The sequence below is a fragment of the Arthrobacter sp. Y3224198 genome (genome assembly GCF_059090025.1).
Genome location: NZ_JBNHFG010000016.1, coordinates 14902 through 31998 on the forward strand (window position 1 = coordinate 14902; position 17097 = coordinate 31998).

The 17097-nt window shown below is 67.8% G+C and carries 16 protein-coding genes and 1 pseudogene; 7 read left to right on the top strand and 10 right to left on the bottom strand.

The genetic code is table 11. The features are described from left to right. Positions 1-11: 11 nt before the first annotated feature. Both argJ and argC read right to left on the bottom strand, forming a co-directional pair. Positions 12-1211 (bottom strand): bifunctional glutamate N-acetyltransferase/amino-acid acetyltransferase ArgJ, encoded by a 1200-nt coding sequence (gene argJ, locus AC5RUF_RS10360; RefSeq protein WP_494130510.1) that lies wholly within the window; start codon positions 1209-1211, stop codon positions 12-14. Further along, complete coding sequence (gene argC / locus AC5RUF_RS10365; protein WP_494130511.1) at positions 1211-2242, bottom strand: N-acetyl-gamma-glutamyl-phosphate reductase; 1032 nt, start codon at positions 2240-2242, stop codon at positions 1211-1213. Before argC ends, argJ begins: the two co-directional genes overlap by 1 nt. Positions 2243-2351: 109 nt before the next feature. Here argC and AC5RUF_RS10370 point away from each other — a divergent pair, with 109 nt between their 5' ends. Together AC5RUF_RS10370 and AC5RUF_RS10375 are read left to right on the top strand one after the other, a co-directional pair. Continuing rightward, a complete protein-coding gene (locus tag AC5RUF_RS10370; protein ID WP_493998674.1) occupies positions 2352-3314 on the top strand; it encodes a quinone oxidoreductase family protein in 963 nt (320 codons plus the stop codon). Positions 3315-3372: 58 nt separating this feature from the next. Beyond that, entirely contained in the window at positions 3373-3711 is a 339-nt protein-coding gene (locus AC5RUF_RS10375; protein WP_494130512.1) for a TfoX/Sxy family protein, read from the top strand. An 88-nt stretch (positions 3712-3799) separates the two neighbouring features. Here the strand turns inward: AC5RUF_RS10375 and pheT are convergent, their stop codons facing one another. Then, entirely contained in the window at positions 3800-6337 is a 2538-nt protein-coding gene (gene pheT / locus AC5RUF_RS10380; RefSeq protein ID WP_494130513.1) for a phenylalanine--tRNA ligase subunit beta, read from the bottom strand. Further along, positions 6338-7435, bottom strand: coding sequence for a phenylalanine--tRNA ligase subunit alpha (gene pheS, locus AC5RUF_RS10385; protein WP_494130514.1), 1098 nt, complete (start codon positions 7433-7435; stop codon positions 6338-6340). 117 nt (positions 7436-7552) lie between these two features. Between pheS and AC5RUF_RS10390 the strand changes: the two genes are divergently transcribed. The 3 genes and pseudogenes from AC5RUF_RS10390 to AC5RUF_RS10400 all read left to right on the top strand — a co-directional run. Beyond that, complete coding sequence (locus tag AC5RUF_RS10390) at positions 7553-7993, top strand: eCIS core domain-containing protein (RefSeq protein WP_494130515.1); 441 nt, start codon at positions 7553-7555, stop codon at positions 7991-7993. Between the two features lie 466 nt (positions 7994-8459). Beyond that, positions 8460-9548 (top strand): Rv2578c family radical SAM protein, encoded by a 1089-nt coding sequence (locus tag AC5RUF_RS10395; protein ID WP_494130516.1) that lies wholly within the window; start codon positions 8460-8462, stop codon positions 9546-9548. A gap of 48 nt (positions 9549-9596) precedes the next feature. Continuing rightward, positions 9597-9681, top strand: a pseudogene (locus tag AC5RUF_RS10400) (ArsR family transcriptional regulator); the annotation flags it as partial. 250 nt (positions 9682-9931) lie between these two features. Here AC5RUF_RS10400 and AC5RUF_RS10405 read toward each other — a convergent pair. Beyond that, entirely contained in the window at positions 9932-10375 is a 444-nt protein-coding gene (locus AC5RUF_RS10405; protein WP_494130539.1) for a (deoxy)nucleoside triphosphate pyrophosphohydrolase, read from the bottom strand. A gap of 178 nt (positions 10376-10553) precedes the next feature. Here AC5RUF_RS10405 and AC5RUF_RS10410 point away from each other — a divergent pair, with 178 nt between their 5' ends. Then, complete coding sequence (locus tag AC5RUF_RS10410) at positions 10554-11795, top strand: MFS transporter (RefSeq protein WP_494130517.1); 1242 nt, start codon at positions 10554-10556, stop codon at positions 11793-11795. 6 nt (positions 11796-11801) lie between these two features. On the opposite strand, the gene AC5RUF_RS10415 is transcribed toward AC5RUF_RS10410, so the two are convergent. The 4 genes from AC5RUF_RS10415 to infC form a co-directional block, all read right to left on the bottom strand. Then, positions 11802-12710, bottom strand: a complete 909-nt coding sequence (locus AC5RUF_RS10415; RefSeq protein ID WP_494130518.1) for a TrmH family RNA methyltransferase — start codon at positions 12708-12710, stop codon at positions 11802-11804. Between the two features lie 22 nt (positions 12711-12732). Next, positions 12733-13377: a 50S ribosomal protein L20, sunset domain variant gene (gene rplT, locus AC5RUF_RS10420; protein ID WP_493998642.1), complete on the bottom strand. Its 645-nt coding sequence runs from the start codon at positions 13375-13377 to the stop codon at positions 12733-12735. Positions 13378-13498: 121 nt separating this feature from the next. Beyond that, entirely contained in the window at positions 13499-13693 is a 195-nt protein-coding gene (rpmI, locus tag AC5RUF_RS10425; RefSeq protein WP_146363238.1) for a 50S ribosomal protein L35, read from the bottom strand. A 109-nt stretch (positions 13694-13802) separates the two neighbouring features. Further along, positions 13803-14807: a translation initiation factor IF-3 gene (gene infC, locus AC5RUF_RS10430; RefSeq protein ID WP_494130519.1), complete on the bottom strand. Its 1005-nt coding sequence runs from the start codon at positions 14805-14807 to the stop codon at positions 13803-13805. A 406-nt stretch (positions 14808-15213) separates the two neighbouring features. On the opposite strand from infC, the gene AC5RUF_RS10435 reads away from it, so the two are divergent. After that, positions 15214-15642 carry a DUF1844 domain-containing protein gene (locus AC5RUF_RS10435; RefSeq protein ID WP_493998708.1) on the top strand — a complete coding sequence of 143 codons (429 nt, stop codon included), beginning with the start codon at positions 15214-15216 and terminating at the stop codon, positions 15640-15642. A 138-nt stretch (positions 15643-15780) separates the two neighbouring features. Here the strand turns inward: AC5RUF_RS10435 and AC5RUF_RS10440 are convergent, their stop codons facing one another. After that, the gene (locus tag AC5RUF_RS10440) at positions 15781-17094 is read right to left on the bottom strand and encodes an MFS transporter (protein WP_494130520.1); all 1314 of its coding nucleotides are present in this window, start codon (positions 17092-17094) and stop codon (positions 15781-15783) included. Positions 17095-17097: the final 3 nt, after the last annotated feature.

Below are 17097 nucleotides of genomic sequence, written 5' to 3' on the forward strand. Positions count from 1 at the left end.
CTGGTTCCCCGCTAGCTGCTGTAGGCCGAATTTTCGTGGACGTAGTCCGTGGTCAGGTCGTTCGTCCAGATGGTGGCGCTTTCGGTGCCGGCGTGCAGGTTGATCTCCACGCTCACGGCACGCGCCGACAGGTCCACGCCCTCGCGCGGTTCGCCGATGCCGCCGTTGCGGCAGACCTGCACGCCGTTGATGCTGACATCGATCCGGTCCGGTTCGAACGCCGCATCGGTGGTGCCCACGGCGGACAGGACACGGCCCCAGTTCGGGTCGTTGCCGAAAATGGCGGTCTTGAACAGGTTGGAGCGGGCGACGGCGCGGGAAGCGGTCTCGGCGTCGGCCACCGTCGCGGCATTGACCGTGGTGATGGCAATGTCGTGGCTGGCGCCCTCGGCGTCGGTGATCAGCTGCTGCGCCAGGGAATGGCAGACCTCGGTGAGTCCGGCGGTGAATCCGGCCAGGTCCGGCGTCGTTCCGGCGGCGCCCGAGGCCATCAGGACCACGGTGTCGTTGGTGGACATGCAGCCGTCGGAGTCGGTGCGGTCAAAGGTCACCGCGGTGGCGGCGCGCAGTGCGGTGTCCAGATCGGCTGCGGGCAGGTTGGCATCCGTGGTCAGGACCACCAGCATGGTGGCCAGTCCGGGAGCGAGCATTCCGGCACCCTTGGCCATGCCGCCGATGCTGTAGCCCGTGCCGCCGGCAGCGGTGAACACTGCCTGCTTGGCAACGGTGTCGGTGGTCATGATCGCCTGGGCCGCCTCGGCACCGCCGTCGGCGGCAAGGGCTTGCACCGCCGCTTCGACCCCGGGCAGCAGCTTGTCCATCGGCAGTTGCATGCCGATCAGCCCGGTGGAGCAGACCAGTACGTCAGCGGCGCTGAGGCCCAGCAGCTCGGCGGTCTTCTCGGCGGTGGCATGCGTGTTCTGGAAACCCTGGGCACCGGTGCAGGCGTTCGCGCCGCCGGAGTTCAGGATGACGGCGTCCGCCCGCCCGTCCGAGACGGCCTGCCGGGACCACAGGACGGGAGCGGCCGCCACCCGGTTGCGGGTGAAAACGGCAGCGGCGGACTTCACCGGCCCGTCGTTGACCACCAGGGCAACGTCCCGGCCGCCGGAGTCCTTGAGTCCGGCGGTCACCCCGGCGGCCCGGAAGCCTGCCGGCGCGGTGACGCCGGTGGCGGAGCTGGTGCTGGTTGAGATTGCTGCGGCGCTCATTACGGAGCCACTCCCTGCTGCGTCAGTCCCGCGGCCTCATCCAGGCCGAGGGCAATGTTCATGGACTGCACGGCGCCGCCGGCAGTTCCCTTCGTAAGGTTGTCGATCACGCAGCTGACGATCACCCGGTTGGCGTGGGCGTCATAAGCCAGCTGGATCGCGGCATAGTTGGAGCCCACCACCATTTTGGTGGCCGGCCACTGGCCTTCGGGCAGCAGGCGAACAAACTGCTCGCCTGCGTAGGCTGATTCCCATGCCGCACGCAGGGCCGCCGGATCGACGCCGGGCCGGACCTTGGCGGTGGCGGTGGTCAGGATTCCACGGGCCATCGGTGCCAGGGTGGGCGTGAAGGACACGGCCACGGTTTCCCCGGCCGCCGCTGAAAGGCCCTGTTCGATTTCGGGTGTGTGCCGGTGGCCGCCGCCCACACCGTAGGGGCTCATGCCGCCGAGGACTTCGGAGCCGAGCAGATGCGGTTTGGCCGCCTTGCCCGCGCCCGAGGTGCCCGAGGCGGAGACGATCACCACGTCCTGCGGCTCCAGCAGGCCGGCGGTGAAACCGGGGGCCAGGGCCAGCAGGGAGCTGGTGGGATAGCAGCCCGGAACGGCGATCCGGCGGGCTCCCTTGAGCCGGTCCCGGTGGCCGGGCAGCTCGGGCAGCCCGTAAGGCCAGCTGCCCGCGTGCGGGGAACCGTAAAACTTCTCCCACGCCATCGGGTCTTCCAGCCGGTGGTCCGCGCCGGCGTCAATCACCAGCGTGTCCGCCTCCAGCTGGGCGGCCAGCGCGGCGCTGGCGCCGTGCGGCAGGGCCAGGAAGACGACGTCGTGCCCGGCGAGGTTTTCCACGGTGGTGTCGGTGAGGACACGGTCGGCCAGGCCGTGCAGGTGCGGCTGGAGCTCCCCCAGCCGCGCGCCGGCATTGCTGTGGGCCGTGATGGCGCCGATAGTTACGTCCGGATGGCCGGCCAGCAGGCGCAGCACTTCCCCGCCGGCATAGCCGCTGGCACCGGACACTGCTACGGAAATCGTCATGCCCCCACCCTACAGCACATTTATGCAAGGGCTTCAATATTTATGCAAACAGTATGATGGGGAGCACATTATTAAGCGGAACGTTCCAGCCAGCAGAAAAGGCCATGCCGTGCATAAAGCCATTGTCGTCCCGGAAGCGGGCGGACCTGAAATCCTGCGTTATGAAGACGTCGACCTGCCCGAGCCGGGCCCCCGCCAGGTACTGGTGAAGGTGGCCGCAGCAGGCGTGAACTTCATCGACACGTACAAGCGCAGCGGCGTTTACCCCGTGTCATATCCCTTCATACCCGGCAGCGAGGCGGCCGGAACCGTCGTCGCGGCCGGCCTGGAATCCGGGTTCCGCGAAGGAGACCGGGTGGCCACGGCCGAGGGCGGCGGCACCTACGCCGCGTACACGCTGATGGACGCCGACGTCGCACTGCCGGTACCCGCAGGTGTTACGGACGAGGCCGCCGCGGCCCTGATGCTGCAGGGCATGACGGCGCATTACCTGTGCAACTCCACGTTCCCGGTCCGGGACGGGCAGACCGCACTGGTGCATGCCGGCGCCGGCGGGGTGGGGCTGCTCCTGATCCAACTGCTCAAGGCAAAGGGCGCCACGGTGATCACCACGGTGTCCACCGAGGAGAAGGAAGCCCTGGCCCGGGAAGCCGGTGCCGACCATGTGCTGCGCTACGACGGCTTCGCCGGCCAGGTCCGCGCCCTCACCGGCGGCACCGGTGTGGATGTGGTTTACGACGGCGTGGGGGCGGCCACCTTTGACGGTTCCCTGGCGAGCCTGCGGACCCGGGGCATGCTGGTGCTGTTCGGGGGCGCCTCCGGGCAGGTGCCGCCGTTCGATATCCAGCGGCTGAATTCCTCCGGATCGCTTTTCCTCACCCGGCCCACCCTCGCGCATTACCTGCTTACACCCGAAGAGCGGCAGTGGCGGGCACGGGAGCTGTTCGACGCGGTGCTGGCGGGCACGCTTGATGTCCGGATCGGGCAGACCTATCCGCTGGCCGAGGCATCCCGGGCCCAGGCCGACCTCGAGGGCCGGCGCACCACCGGCAAGGTCCTGCTGATCCCCTAGCGGACCCGGCACGGGGGGCCTAGCATCGGGGCTTCAGGCACTGTGAAGGGAGCCCATCATGCCCGCCATGGATAGCAGGGACATCCTGGCAGGGCGGCTGCGCACCGTTTTGGCTCCCCAACCCAATGTCCGCGAGGTGCACATGTTCGGCGGGCTGTCTTTTATGGTGGATGACCGCCTGGCGGTGGCGGCCGGGTCCCGGGGCGATCTGCTGGTGCACATTGATCCGGCCAGCTACGACGACCTGCTGGCACGGGGAGGCGAAGAGGCCGTGATGGGCAGCAACCGTCCGATGGGGCGGAACTGGCTGACGGTTCCCTGGTCCCGGATTGTGGACGACGAGGAGCTCAGCTGGTGGGTCGGGATTGCCCTTGCCGCCGGTGGCGCCGCGGATTGAACTCCGCTTTCAGAGCAATAAAAGGGCCCTGCCGGAAAACCGGCAGGGCCCTTTTGCTGTCCCGGGTTTAGGCCCGGGCCCGGCGGTATCAGCGCTGGACAGCCCCGAAACGCTCCGCCGCCAGTGCGACGGCGGCAGCGCGTGCCTGAGATGCCTCATCGGCGGTCAGCGTCCGGTCCGGTGCACGGAAGCGCAGCGCGAACGCGAGCGACTTGTGCCCGGGCTCGATGCCCTGCCCGGCGTAGACGTCGAACAGCGCCACGTCTTCGAGCAGTTCACCGGCCCCTTCGCGCAGGGTTTCCCGGACCTGCTCGGCCGGGACGTCCTCCGCAACCACCAGGGCCACGTCCTGCGTGGAGATGGGGAAGCTGGAGATGGGGCGGGCAACAATGACGTCGGGAGCGGCATCGAAAAGCGCGTCGACGTCCAATTCCACGGCAGCGGTCCGGGCAGGCATGTCCCGCTCGGCCAGGAGCTTCGGGTGCAGTTCGCCGGCGTAGCCCACGGTCTCGCCGCTGCGCAGCGCGATGCGTGCAGTGCGTCCGGGATGGAAGGCCTGGTGCATCCCCTGCTCCACCACCAGTTCAACGCCAAGGACATCACCCATCAGGCGTGCGAAGTCCACGGCGTCGGCCCAGTCCCAGGTGCGGGGCGTGTTGCCCGCTCCGGGGGCGGATTCGTGGCCGGCGAGCAGGACACCCACGTGCAGCGGCTGGTCGGGAATACCCGCGTACAGCTCGTCAAGGACGTCGTCGGACGGCTTGGCGCCCAGCGGCGGGATGCTCTTGGTGCCCAGGTGCTCGCCCGGCAGGAAGACCGTGCCGGATTCGAACAGGGCCAGGTCCCGGAAGCCGCGCGACATGTTGCGCTTGGCCACCTCGAACAGGCCCGGCAGCACGGAGGTGCGCAGGTAGCCGTATTCGGCGCTGAGCGGGTTGGCCAGCTTCAGGGCATCCCGGGCACCCTCGGATGCACCGAAGGTGTTGTTGTCCGCTTCGGTGACAAACGGGTAGGACAGCACCTCGGTGAGGCCGGCGGCGGCCAGCGACTGCATCAGCCGGCGGCGCTGCTGCTGGATCCGGGTCAGTCCGCGGCCGGGAGGGGCCACGGGCAGGGTGGACGGAATCTTGTCGTAGCCCACCAGGCGGATGATTTCCTCGGTGAGGTCCTCCCGCGTTTCCAGGTCCGGACGCCAGCTCGGCGGCGTGACCAGGTAACCGCCGTCGGTCTTCTCAACGGACGCGCCCAGGTCTTCCAGGCTCCCGGTGATCTGGGAGTCCGTGAAGTCCAGGCCGATCAGCCGGGACGGGAACTGCTCCGGCAGTTCGATGCGCACCGGGGCGGGTGCCGTGCCGACGTCGGTGACCGACTCGTCGGCGCTGCCGCCGGCCAGTTCCACCAGCAGGTCGACCGCCCGCTGCGCGGCGACGTCGGCCACGTTCCAGTCCACGCCGCGCTCGAAGCGCTTGGACGCTTCGGAGGGCAGCTTGTGCCGGCGGCGGGAGCGGGCAATGCTGACCTCTTCGAAGTGCGCGGCCTCGATCAGGACGTTCTGCGTGCCGTCGGACACCTCCGTGGCCGCTCCGCCCATAACGCCGGCAATGCCGATGGCGCCGGAGCCGTCGGTGATGAGCAGGTCCTCCGGGGACAGCCGGCGTTCCTTCTCATCCAGGGTCTTCAGTGTCTCGCCCTCGGCGGCGCGGCGGACCACGATTTCGCCGGTGAGCTTGTCAAGGTCGTAGAAGTGCAGCGGCTGGCCGAGCTCGAGCATCACGTAGTTGGAAATATCCACCACCAGCGAGATGGAGCGCATGCCGGCCAGGCGCAGGCGGGAGGACATCCACGGCGGGGTGGGCCGGGAGGGATCCACGCCGCGCACGGTCCGGGCCACAAAGCGGTCGCAGCCGGGCTTGCCGTAGATGGGAGCGCCGTCCTCGATCCGGACCGGGAAGCCCTTGCCGTCGGCCTCGGGAACAACGACGCCGGCGGCCGGGTCGGTGAACTTGGTGCCGGTGGCGTGCGCGTACTCGCGGGCCGCGCCGCGGATGGAGAACACGTAGCCGCGGTCCGGCGTCACGTTGATTTCCGCCGCCTGGTCATACAGGCCCAGCAGCTCCATCGCGTCGGTGCCTACCTCGGGGTCAAGCCCGAGCGTGGAGAGCACCAGGATGCCGTCATGGTCATCGCCGATGCCGAGTTCCCGCACCGAGGCGATCATGCCCGCGGACACATGGCCGTAGGTCTTGCGCGGACTGATCCGGAAATCACCGGGCAGCACGGCGCCGGGCAGGGTGACAACTACCTTGTCCCCCACCTTGAAGTTGTGCGCACCGCAGACAATGCCCTGGACACCGGAGGGCTCGATGCCCTTGCCGGTGAGGGTCTGCTCGGCGCCTTCAGGCACCACGCGGACCGAGCACCAGTTGATGGTCTTGCCGTTGCTCTGCGGCTCCGGCTCCATGCTGAGGACCTGGCCCACCACAATCGGCCCCTGCAGCTCGTCGGAGGGACGGTGCACGTCCTCTTCCTCCAGGCCGACCCGGACCAGGTCTTCCATCACGTCTTCGGCGGTTGCCTCCGCCGGCACCTGGGCATACTCGCGCAGCCAGGAAAGTGGGATTCTCACTTAGATCTCCATCCCGAAGTGTTCGCTGAAACGTACGTCGCCTTCAATCATTTCGTGCATGTCCGAAACCTCGTTGCGGAACATGAGGGCACGGTCAATGCCCATGCCGAAGGCAAAACCTGAATAGACCTCGGGGTCGATCCCGGCCGCGCGGAGCACGTTGGGGTTGACCATGCCGCAGCCGCCCCATTCGATCCAGCGCGGACCGCCCTTGGCACCGGGGTGCCAGATGTCCAGTTCTGCGCTGGGTTCCGTGAACGGGAAGTAGTTCGGGCGCAGCCGGACCTTCGCCTCGTCACCGAACAGCACGCGGGTGAAGTGCTCCAGGGTGCCGACCAGGTCAGCCATGGTCAGGCCCTTGTCGATGGCCAGGCCTTCGAACTGGTGGAACACCGGGGTATGGGTGGCGTCCAGCTCGTCGGTCCGGAACACCTTGCCGGGGCAGAGCACGTAGATCGGCAGGTCCCGTTCCAGCATGGAGCGGACCTGGACCGGGGAGGTGTGCGTACGCATCACCAGGTGCGCCTCGGGCGGCTCCACGAAGAAGGTGTCCTGCATTTCCCGCGCCGGGTGGTCCGGCTTGAAGTTCAGCGCGTCGAAGTTGAACCACTCGGATTCCACCTCGGGGCCTTCGGCGATTTCCCAGCCCATGCCCACAAACACGTCGGCGACGCGGTCCTGCAGGGTGGAGATGGGGTGGCGTCCGCCGATCCGGCGGCGGCGCGGTGCGGCAGTGACGTCCACGGCTTCTTCGATGAGGATGCGGGCATCGCGCTCGGCCTCAAGCTCAACGCCGCGGGCGGCGAGCGCCTGGTTGATCCTGCCGCGGGCCGGGCCCACCAGCTTGCCGGCGGCGGCTTTCTGGTCCTTGGGCAGCTTGCCGATAGTCCGGTTGGCCAGGCTCAGCGGGGACTTCTCCCCGGTGACGGCAATCCGGACTTCCTTCAGGCCGTCCAGATCGGCGGCAGCGGCAATGGCGGCGAGCGCCTGCTCGACGGCGGTGCCGATGGCGGCTTCGTCCAGCGGATTCGGCGGCTCGGGCAGGGTGCCCTCAGGAGAGGTATCTGGGGAACCAGTCCCCGGTGTGGAGTTAGACATGTACGGTTCTTACCTGTTTCCGGCCCTAGTTGGGTTCTGGCTTATCATTGCAAGTCTAGTAGACGCCCCCTGCAGGGGTGTCATACTTCCCGCCGGGGGTGCCGAATAGGAGGTGCCGTGCGGTCCGTTCCCCGTATGTTCCGGTTCCGTGCCCCGGCCCTGCGCCGCTGGGCGAACCTGGTCAACCTCTCCACACCTGCCGGGCTGGTCCTGGCCCGGCTCACCGGGTGCCGGATACGCACCGGACCCCAGGGCACCGTCCTGGCCGGCGGGTATCCGCTGCCCCTCCCGCGGGCGGCGGCCTTCACCCTGGGCAACGTCATCCTCTACCGTTCCTCCTCGGCCCGGCGCATCACGGCAGACGGCAGCCCCCTGCTGCGCCATGAGATGCGGCACAGCACCCAGTACGCCGTCCTGGGCCCCCTGTTCCTGCCCCTGTACTTTGCCGCAGCGGCGGTCTCCCGCCTGCTGGCCGGCAATCCGGCGTCGGCCAACCCGTTTGAACGGCTGGCGGGCTTGGCCGACGGCGGCTACCGGCGCGCGGCCCGCGGGCAGTAACGGAAGCCGTGCGGGAAGGACAGGCAGGGTGGGGCAGGCGGAGGCCGCTGCTGGCTCGTCGGAGGGAGGGGCCGGCCGGCCTCCGAACTTCCCACGCTTAGGTACGGATGTGGCTGTTGTGGCCTTACTGGCAACAGGAGTCACAGAGCGTGGGAAGGACGGGCAGGGAGGGGCCGGCCGGCCTCCGAACTTCCCACGCTTAGGTACGGATGTGGCCGTTGTGGCCTTACTGGCAACAGGAGTCACAGAGCGTGGGAAGGACGGGCAGGGAGAGGCCGGCCGGCCTCCGAACTTCCCACGCTTAGGTACGGATGTGGCCGTTGTGGCCTCACTGGCAACAGGAGTCACAGAGCGTGGGAAGGACGGGCAGGGAGAGGGGCAGACGGAGGCCGCTCCTGGCTCGCCGGAGGAAGTGGTTGGCCCGGCAGGGGTAGCCCCATATTCGAACACATGTTCTAATAGGGGAATGAGGTGGCAAGGCCAGGAACTGAACACTCCCACTGCGCAGGCAGAGGACTCCCCCGGCCCCGGAGACGGCGGCGGGCAGCCCCTTGCCGCGCCGGCGGATGCGCTGATACCCCTGCAGGGGCTCGTCCGTACCGTGCGCACCCCGGATTTTGCCGGGATCACCTTCCACGAGGTGGCCGCCAAGTCCGTGCTGAACAAAGTGGGCGGCGGGTCCAACATGCCGTTCGAATGGACGGTCAATCCCTACCGCGGCTGCAGCCACGCATGCGTCTATTGCTTTGCCCGCAAAACCCACACCTACCTGGACCTGGACAGCGGCGCGGACTTCGACAGCCAGCTGGTGGTCAAGGTCAACGCCGCCGAGGTGCTGCGCAGGGAGCTGGCCCGGCCGTCCTGGCAACACCACCATGTGGCCATGGGCACCAACACCGATCCGTACCAGCGCGCCGAAGGCCGGTACAAACTGATGCCGGGCATCATCCGCGCCCTGGCCGACAGCGGCACCCCGTTCTCCATCCTCACCAAGGGAACGTTGCTGGCCCGCGACATCCCGCTGTTGACCGAGGCTGCCCAACAGACCAGCATCAGCATGGGGATTTCCCTGGCCCTGCTGGATCCGGAACTGGCCCACCGCGTTGAGCCGGGCACACCCTCGCCCAGGGCACGGCTGGACCTGATCCGGCGGATCCGCGATGCCGGCATGGACTGCAACGTCATGGCGATGCCCATCCTGCCCTGGCTGACCGACGGCGACGAGTCACTGGACGCACTTTTCTCCGCACTGGCCGACGCCGGCGCCACCTCCGTCACGGCCGGCGCCCTTCACCTGCGTCCGGGTGCACGCGAGTGGTACCGGGACTGGCTGGCACGCGACTATCCCCAGCTGTCGGCCCGCTACGACAAGCTGTACAACGGCGGCACCTACGCCTCCAAGGACTACCGGCAGTGGCTCGCGGGCCGGATCACCCTCTTCAAGAAGCGCTACGGCTTCGCCGGGCGCAACCAGTTCCTCGCCACCCGCGGTGCACCCCGGGCCGCCCCGCAGTCGGCTGCGGAACTGCCGGTAGCGGCGGGAACTCTTTTTTAGTTTTCTTCCCGGCTCTTGACCGGCGGCTGGCCGAGGCCTACCCATGAATTCGCAGCCGTCCAGATACACGTTGCGGTGCTTGAAGCGGCAGGCCTGGTCACCAAGGAACGCCGCGGGAGGGAACAGCTCGTGTGCACCACCCCGGATGCCGTCACCCAGGCACACCGCGCACTCGATGCGCTGGCAGAGGCCTGGGCAGGGACGGAGGAACGGATGTGGAGGTGGTGACGGCGTTTGCCAGCCGGTCCTCCATGGAGGAACTGATCTCCATCGGCGCGGTTGAGGGCGCTGCCGAGGCGCTGCCGGAATGGACGCAGTCCTGGCCTCGGCCCGACCAACCCGGACAGCCCCGGCCGCAAGGATCCGGTAGGCGGATCCGCTTATTAGGCCGGCCCGGCAGCGGGTTGCTCCGCAGCCCGCAGGACAGCGGCGACTATGGGAAAGTCCGCGGGGATCCAGGGCAGCTCGGCCAGGGCCCCGGACTCGAGCGGGACCCAGCGGAGTTCGTCATGATCCTGGAGAGGCTGCGGCTCCCCCGCCTTCACCGACACGAGCCACACACGCATCGCGGCTTTGGCATTCAACGGCCAGCCCTGATCCAAGGGTCCGGCGACCTCCGCACCCAGGACCACTTCAATACCCAGTTCTTCGCTGAGTTCACGGTGCAGTGCAGCTTCGCAGGATTCCCCCGGCTCCACCTTTCCGCCAGGGAACTCCCACATGCCGGCATAGGCTTCCGGGGCGGTCCGGCGGGCAGCCAGCAGGCACCGCGGCTGGCCCAGGTCGTCAACAATCGCGGCTCCGACTACCTGCTTCAGTTCTGAAATCGACACAGATCGAGTCTACGGTGCCACCTGTCCTAGACTGGGAAGGAACGGCACCGTGGCCGTTTGGCCCCGGCCAACGGCTGCATCCGTTCTTCCGCTCTGACCACGGGTCCACCCGACGCGCCCGCGCCTTTCCACGGCTCCGCGCACCCGCTGATCCGAAAGCCACACCGCACTAATGCCTTCCCTGCGCGTAATGACGCCCAAGAACCACCATGCCTCCCTGGCGATCACAGCCCTGGCTGCGGGTGGCTTCGCCATCGGTACCACCGAGTTTGCCATCATGGGCCTGCTCCAGGAGATGGTCGCAGATTTGGGTGTCTCCGTCCCTGAAGGCGGCCACGTCATCTCCGCCTACGCCCTCGGCGTCGTTGTGGGCGCGCCGCTCCTTGCTGCTGCGGGTGCCAAGATGCCGCGCAAGTGGCTGGCCCTGGGGCTTATGGCGTTCTTTGCAATCGCCAATCTTTCCTCCTTCATTGCACCGGATTACGAATGGCTGCTGGTCACCCGCTTCCTCTCGGGCCTGCCCCACGGTGCCTTCTTTGGCGTGGCCGCCGTGATCGCTGCATCCCTGGTTGCGCCGACCCGGCGCGGCTGGGCCATCTCCATGGTCATGCTTGGCCTGAGCATTGCCAACGTGGTCGGGGTGCCGTTCGCTACCTGGCTGGGACAGCTGGCCGGCTGGCGCTGGATGTTCGTCCTGGTCGGCGCCATAGCCCTCCTGACCGTCGCCCTGGTGGCCTGGTTCGTTCCCTTCCAGGCCACGCACCCTGATGCCAGCATCCGGCGCGAACTCAGCGCCCTGCGCCGTATGCAGATGTGGCTCGCCCTGCTGGTGGGCACCGTCGGCTTCGGCGGGTTCTTCGCGGTCTACACCTACATCTCCCCCACGATGACCGAGGTAGCCGGCTTCTCCATGGGAGTACTGCCGCTGATCGTTGGCCTCTATGGCGTGGGACAGGTAGTGGGGAACATTGTGGGAGGACGGATCGCAGACCGCTCGGTGATGGGCAGCATCTACGCCGTCCTTGCCGGCACCGTACTGATTCTGGCCGTGTATGCCTGGGGTGTGCAGTACAAGGCCGGAGCGATCATCCTGGTTTTCCTGGTCGGTGCGATCGGTTCAGCCCTGACGCCGGCGCTTCAGACGCGGCTGCTCGATGTCTCCCCCGGTGCGGCGTCGCTGGCGTCGTCGCTGAACCACGCGGCATTGAACATGGCCAATGCCCTGGGCGCCATGGCAGGCGGGCTGGTGATTGCGTGGGGCTGGGGCTTCCGGTCACCGGCCATCGTGGGTGCCGTGCTGGCCCTGCTGGGGCTGGGAATCGCCCTGCTCAGCGGAGCCCTGGACCGCCGTCGTCCGGCGGGCGTTCCCGGCGCACGTGCCGCTGAAGATGCGGTGCAGCCCCAGGGCAGGTGAGGCGCCTCAGCTGTGCTGGGCGCGTGCGGAGGCGTAAAGGCACACGGTTGCGGCCGTACCGACATTGAGGCTTTCCGCGCTGCCGTAGAGCGGGACGGCCACCCGGTGGTCCGCGGCGGCCAGTTCGGCGTCGGAAAGCCCCTGGGCCTCGTTGCCGAACAGCCAGGCGGTGGGAGCCTCGAGCCGGGGCAGGCCGTCGTCATGGCTGCCGTCCGCAGTGTCAGGCGCCAGCCGGCGGACGGCGCTGAGGTCCTGGATGCGGTCCAGGTTGACGCTCCCGTATCCGTCGGCGGCCAGGACCGTGACGCCGGCGGCCCGCAACGCACCGATGACTTCAGCGAAGTCCGCGCCGGTGACTACCGGCAGATGAAAGAGGGAGCCGGCGGTGGACCGCACGGCCTTGGGGTTGTAAATGTCCACGCTGGAGGCCGTGAGCACCACGGCGTCGGCGCCGGCGGAGTCCGCGGCACGCAGGACGGTGCCGGCGTTGCCGGGATCGCGGACCTCACACAGGACGGCCACGAGTTGGGCGCCCGATGCCAGGACGTCCGCCAATGTTGCCGACGACGCGTTGCAGACGGCGACAATGCCCTGCGGGGAAACGGTATCGGCCATGGCGGCCAGAACCTCGTCGGTTGCCAGCCGCAGCGTCACGCCGCGGGCCAGATCGGCCAGTTCAGGCAGCCTGTCCAGACACGCCTCGGTGGCGAATACTTCGTGAACGACGGCGGAACCGCCGCCCGCCGCGGCCGCCCGGTGCGCAGTCAGCGCTTCACGGACGGCCTGCGGTCCTTCGGCCAGGAAGCGGCCGGTTTTTAAGCGCGAAGAGCGCCCGGCAAGTTTCGCTACATCACGGACCCGATCTGCTCGGGGGTTGGACATTAGCGGTGCCTGCGGGCGCCCTTCGTGGTTCATCGTCTTTTAGAGACCGATTCCCTTAGCCCTGGAACTTCTGGCGGGATTCTCCGCCTGCAGGCTCCAGGCCGGCAGCCTTGGCTGCTTCAACCGAATCGAACCAGTACTCAGCAACGGTCTGCTCGTACCAGGTGGAACCGGGGACGTGGTACTTGCCCGAACCCAGGTTGCCCTTGATGACGAAGCCCTCGGGGGCGTCACCCTCGGAAGCCTTGAAGCCACCCTTGGCGTCGGCAACGGCAGCGGCCGGCTTGGCAGCAGGAGCAGCCTTGGCAGCCGGAGCAGCCTGGACGGCCGGAGCCGAGGTGTCGGACGGCAGGGCGTCCTTGGCGATCTGGACCAGTGCGGCGAACGCGGCGGCGTCGTTGACGGCCAGTTCGGCCAGCATGCGGCGGTCAACCTGGATCTCGGCCAGCTTCAGGCCCTGGATCAGGCGGTTGTAGGTCAGGCCGTTGGCGCGGGAAGCAGCGTTGATGCGCTGGATCCACAGGCGGCGGAAATCGCCCTTGCGCTTGCGGCGGTCACCGTAGCTGTACACAAACGAGTGCAGCAGCTGCTCTTTGGCCTTACGGACCAGGCGCGAACGCTGTCCGCGGTAACCCTTGGCGCGCTCGAGAATAACCCGACGCTTCTTGTGGGCGTTAAGCGCCCGCTTCACACGTGCCACGTGCGTACTCCTTTTGGTAAATCTCCCCGACTTGGTAAGTCACTGCGCCTGGACGGCCCAGGAGCGGGGAAAGCTTTGATGGGGTGAAACCGGCCCGAACGGGACGGCTGTCGGGGATTAGTTAGATGCCCAGCATCTTCTTGATGACCTTGGCGTCTGCCGGTGCAACGAGCTTGTCGTTGGCCAGGCGGCGGGTCAGCGTGGAGGGCTTGTGCTCCAGGTAGTGGCGGCGGTTGGCCTGCTGGCGCTTGAGCTTGCCGGTACCGGTCAGCTTGAAGCGCTTCTTGGCGCCACTGTGGGTCTTCATCTTCGGCATGTCTACCGATCTCCTTTAGGTTTCCGCGGGCAGGCCCGCGGGGCTTCGGACACCCAGGGGGTGCCAGGGCTTTATTACTGGACGCCGGATGAGGCGCAGGGCAGTGGAACTACTCTGCGGTTCCGGGCTTGTTCTGGCCGGACGTCCCCCGTGAGGAAGACGGCTTGCCGGCAGGCTTGGGTGCCGCAGCAGGCTTGGGCCGGGCAGCCGGCTTGGGCGCTGCGGGCTTTGCCGCGGAGGGCTTGGGCACCGCTGCAGGCTTGGGGGCTGCAGCAGGCTTGGCCGCTTCGGCAGGCTTGGCTGCTTCAGCCGGTGCAGCCTCAGCGGCCGGCGCTGCGGCTGCCTTGCTGGCTGCGGCGACGCGGCGTGCTTCGGTTGCGGCCTTTTCAGCAGCTGCAGCCTTGGCGCGCTTGGCGGCCTGTTCCTTCTCGGCCTTTTCCTGCTCTGCGCGGGCCTTGTCGGCTTCGGCAGCGGAGGAACCCAGACGCAGTCCGTCCGGCAGCAGGTCCGCCAGGCTCTGCGTCATGGGCGCCTTGTCCGACGAGGTGTCCACCCGTGCAGGTGCCTCGCCGTTCTTGGCGGCCTCATTCGCTGCCCTGGCGTCAGCGCGCTGCGACGCACGCCGGGCTTCAGCCTTGGCTTCGGCCTTGTTCTTCAGCGGACCGATGACCATGACCATGTTGCGGCCGTCGATGCGCGGGGTGGACTCAACCACACCGACCTCGGCGACATCCTCCGCGAACTTGTTCAGGAGCTTCATGCCCATTTCAGGACGCTGCTGCTCGCGGCCGCGGAACTGGATCATGGCCTTGACCTTGTCACCGGCGCCGAGGAAGCGCATGGCGTGTCCCCGCTTGGTTTCGTAGTCATGTGTGTCGATCTTCAGGCGGAAGCGGATTTCCTTCAGAACGGTGTTCGTCTGGTTCTTCCGGGCTTCACGTGCCTTGACGGCGGCTTCGTACTTGTACTTGCCGAAGTCCATTAGTTTGCACACCGGGGGCTTGGCCTGCGGTGCTACCTCAACAAGATCCAGGTCTGACTCGGCAGCCAGGCGCAGGGCATCCTCAATACGGACCACGCCTACCTGTTCACCCGCCGGACCTACCAGCCGCACCTCGGGGACGCGGATCCGATCATTGATTCTTGGCTCGCTAATGTTGCAGCTCCTGTGTTATCCAAAACGGCTACCGCCTGCAAATGAAGAAGGCCTCCAATTGCAAGCGCAATCGAAGGCCCTAACTGGGTCGGCTGCAACCGCCTGGGAAGGCAGCTGGCTCCCGGGAATGCCGCAGTTCCTTACCCGACGGTTTGATCCGTCCGGTCCTAACTGCAGCCCCACCGGGGCCGACCTGAACCCGGCAACTCTGCTGCCCAGAAGGCAGTCAGGCTGACGCGGGTGGGAGGGGTCTCCGCTTGCATACCGGTTACGCCGCTTTCAGGAGGAAAGTGTGATTTTCATCCTGCCCGTCAAGGGCACTGAAAGTAACGACAACCAGTCGGTCTGTGACAAGCTTACCAGTATGAGTACCCCACAGAGCAATCCGGCGGGCGAAGCAACCCGCCACTCCTTCCCGGGAACACCCGAAGAGTCCGATTCCGCCGCCGCAGCACAGCAGGAAGTCGCTGAGCAGATGCGCGACATCGCCGAAGTTCCGGCCATCGAGGTCATCACGACGGCGGCCGTCCACCTGATGAGCGCCGCCGCCGTCAAGTGCGGCCTGGCCGAGGGCGATGACGCCGAAGAGCTGAAGGACCTGGACGAAGCACGCAAGCTGATCACCGCGCTGGCCGGCTTTGTCACGGCCGCGGCACCCGAGATCGGCAGCCAGCACGCCGGACCGTTGCGCGACGGGCTGCGTTCCCTGCAGCTGGCTTTCCGCGAGGCATCCGTGATCCAGGACGCGCCGGGCAAGGGCCCGGGCGAGAAGTTCACCGGCCCCGTCAGCTAGGTTCCGTTCTCCAACCGCTGTATCCGCCCGGAGAGTCCGCCGCCGTTGACGGTGGCCGGCTCTCCGGGCATTTTTCTGCCCGGAACCGGGCCCTTCCGCCCGCGGCCCGCCGGGACACCCGTCCGGATGCCCCGGGTTTCAGGCCCCGACAGGGCGGCGGCGCACCAGCCGGCGTACCGAGAGCGTCACCAGGACCAGCGCCGCCGCGGCGCCGCCTGCCATCACGAAGCCGGACCACGGGCCGATCACGTCGATGGCCAGCCCGGCCACCGGCGCACCGAGCGCGGTCCCGGCGGTCATGGCCGAGCCGTACCACCCCATTGCTTCGCCGCGGCGTTCCTCGGATACCAGGTCCGCCACCCGTTCCGAGGCGGAAGACAGCACCGGGGCACAGAGCAGCCCGGCCGGGATGGAGAGCAGAGCAAGGCTGAGCGTGCCGGTGGCAAATGCCATGGGCATGGTCAGGACCGCCATGGCCAGCAGCAGGAGCATGGGCGAAATCCGCCGGTTCATGGCTCCGTACACCACACCGCCCACAGCGGAGGCCGCACACCAGGCCACAAACACGATGCCCACCTCGGACGGATTTCCGCCGGCTTCGACCAGGGCCACAATGCCGACGTCGGTGCTGGAGAGCAGCAGCCCGGCGCCGACGGCCACGGCGAACACCACGGCCACGCTGGCCGTAAGCCAGCCGAAGTTCCCGGCCAGTCCCCTGCCGAGCCGGGTGAAGACGTTCTGTGGGCCGCCAGGCAGGCCTGCACCGGTGAGTTCCATCGGGGCGTCCTGCACGTTGGCCGGGGCCACGCTGATGGCTGCGGCAGCCGCGGCGTCCTGCTCATCCACTGCGGTGACGGCGTCCTGCGGTTCTGCCGTGCGGGTGGGCGGGTTGAACCAGATCAGCAGCAGTCCGGCCACGGCAGCCGAAAGGCCCACGGCCGTCAGGCCGACCACCGAGGAGATCTGGGTGGCAATGACGGCCCCCAGCGCCGGGCCCATCATAAAGATCAGTTCGGTGGCAATGGAGTCCAGCGCGAAGGCGGTCCGCCGCTGCTCGCCGGTGGCAAGCACGCCCAGGGACTGCCGCACCACGCTGAAGACCGGCAGCGTGAAGACGCCGCCGACCAGCGCCAGCACCAGCAGCCACTGGAAGCTGGCATGCGGGGCGAGGCTCCAGATCACGGCTTCGGCGATGACGGAGGGAATCAGTGCCCGGCGCAGCCCCACGGTGTCCACCCGGCGTCCGCGCCACGGGGCGCCGACGGCGATGCCGATGGTCACGACGGCGGCCACCGCACCGGCGGCCGCATACCCCTTGTCCATCGTGTTCACCACGTGCAGGGTCAGCAGCACCCCGGCGGCCGAATGGGGGAAACGGGCAACCATGCCCACCAGCAGGAGCCTGCGGATGGGGGCATTGCGCAGCATCTCGCGGTACAGGCCAAAATTCACGGC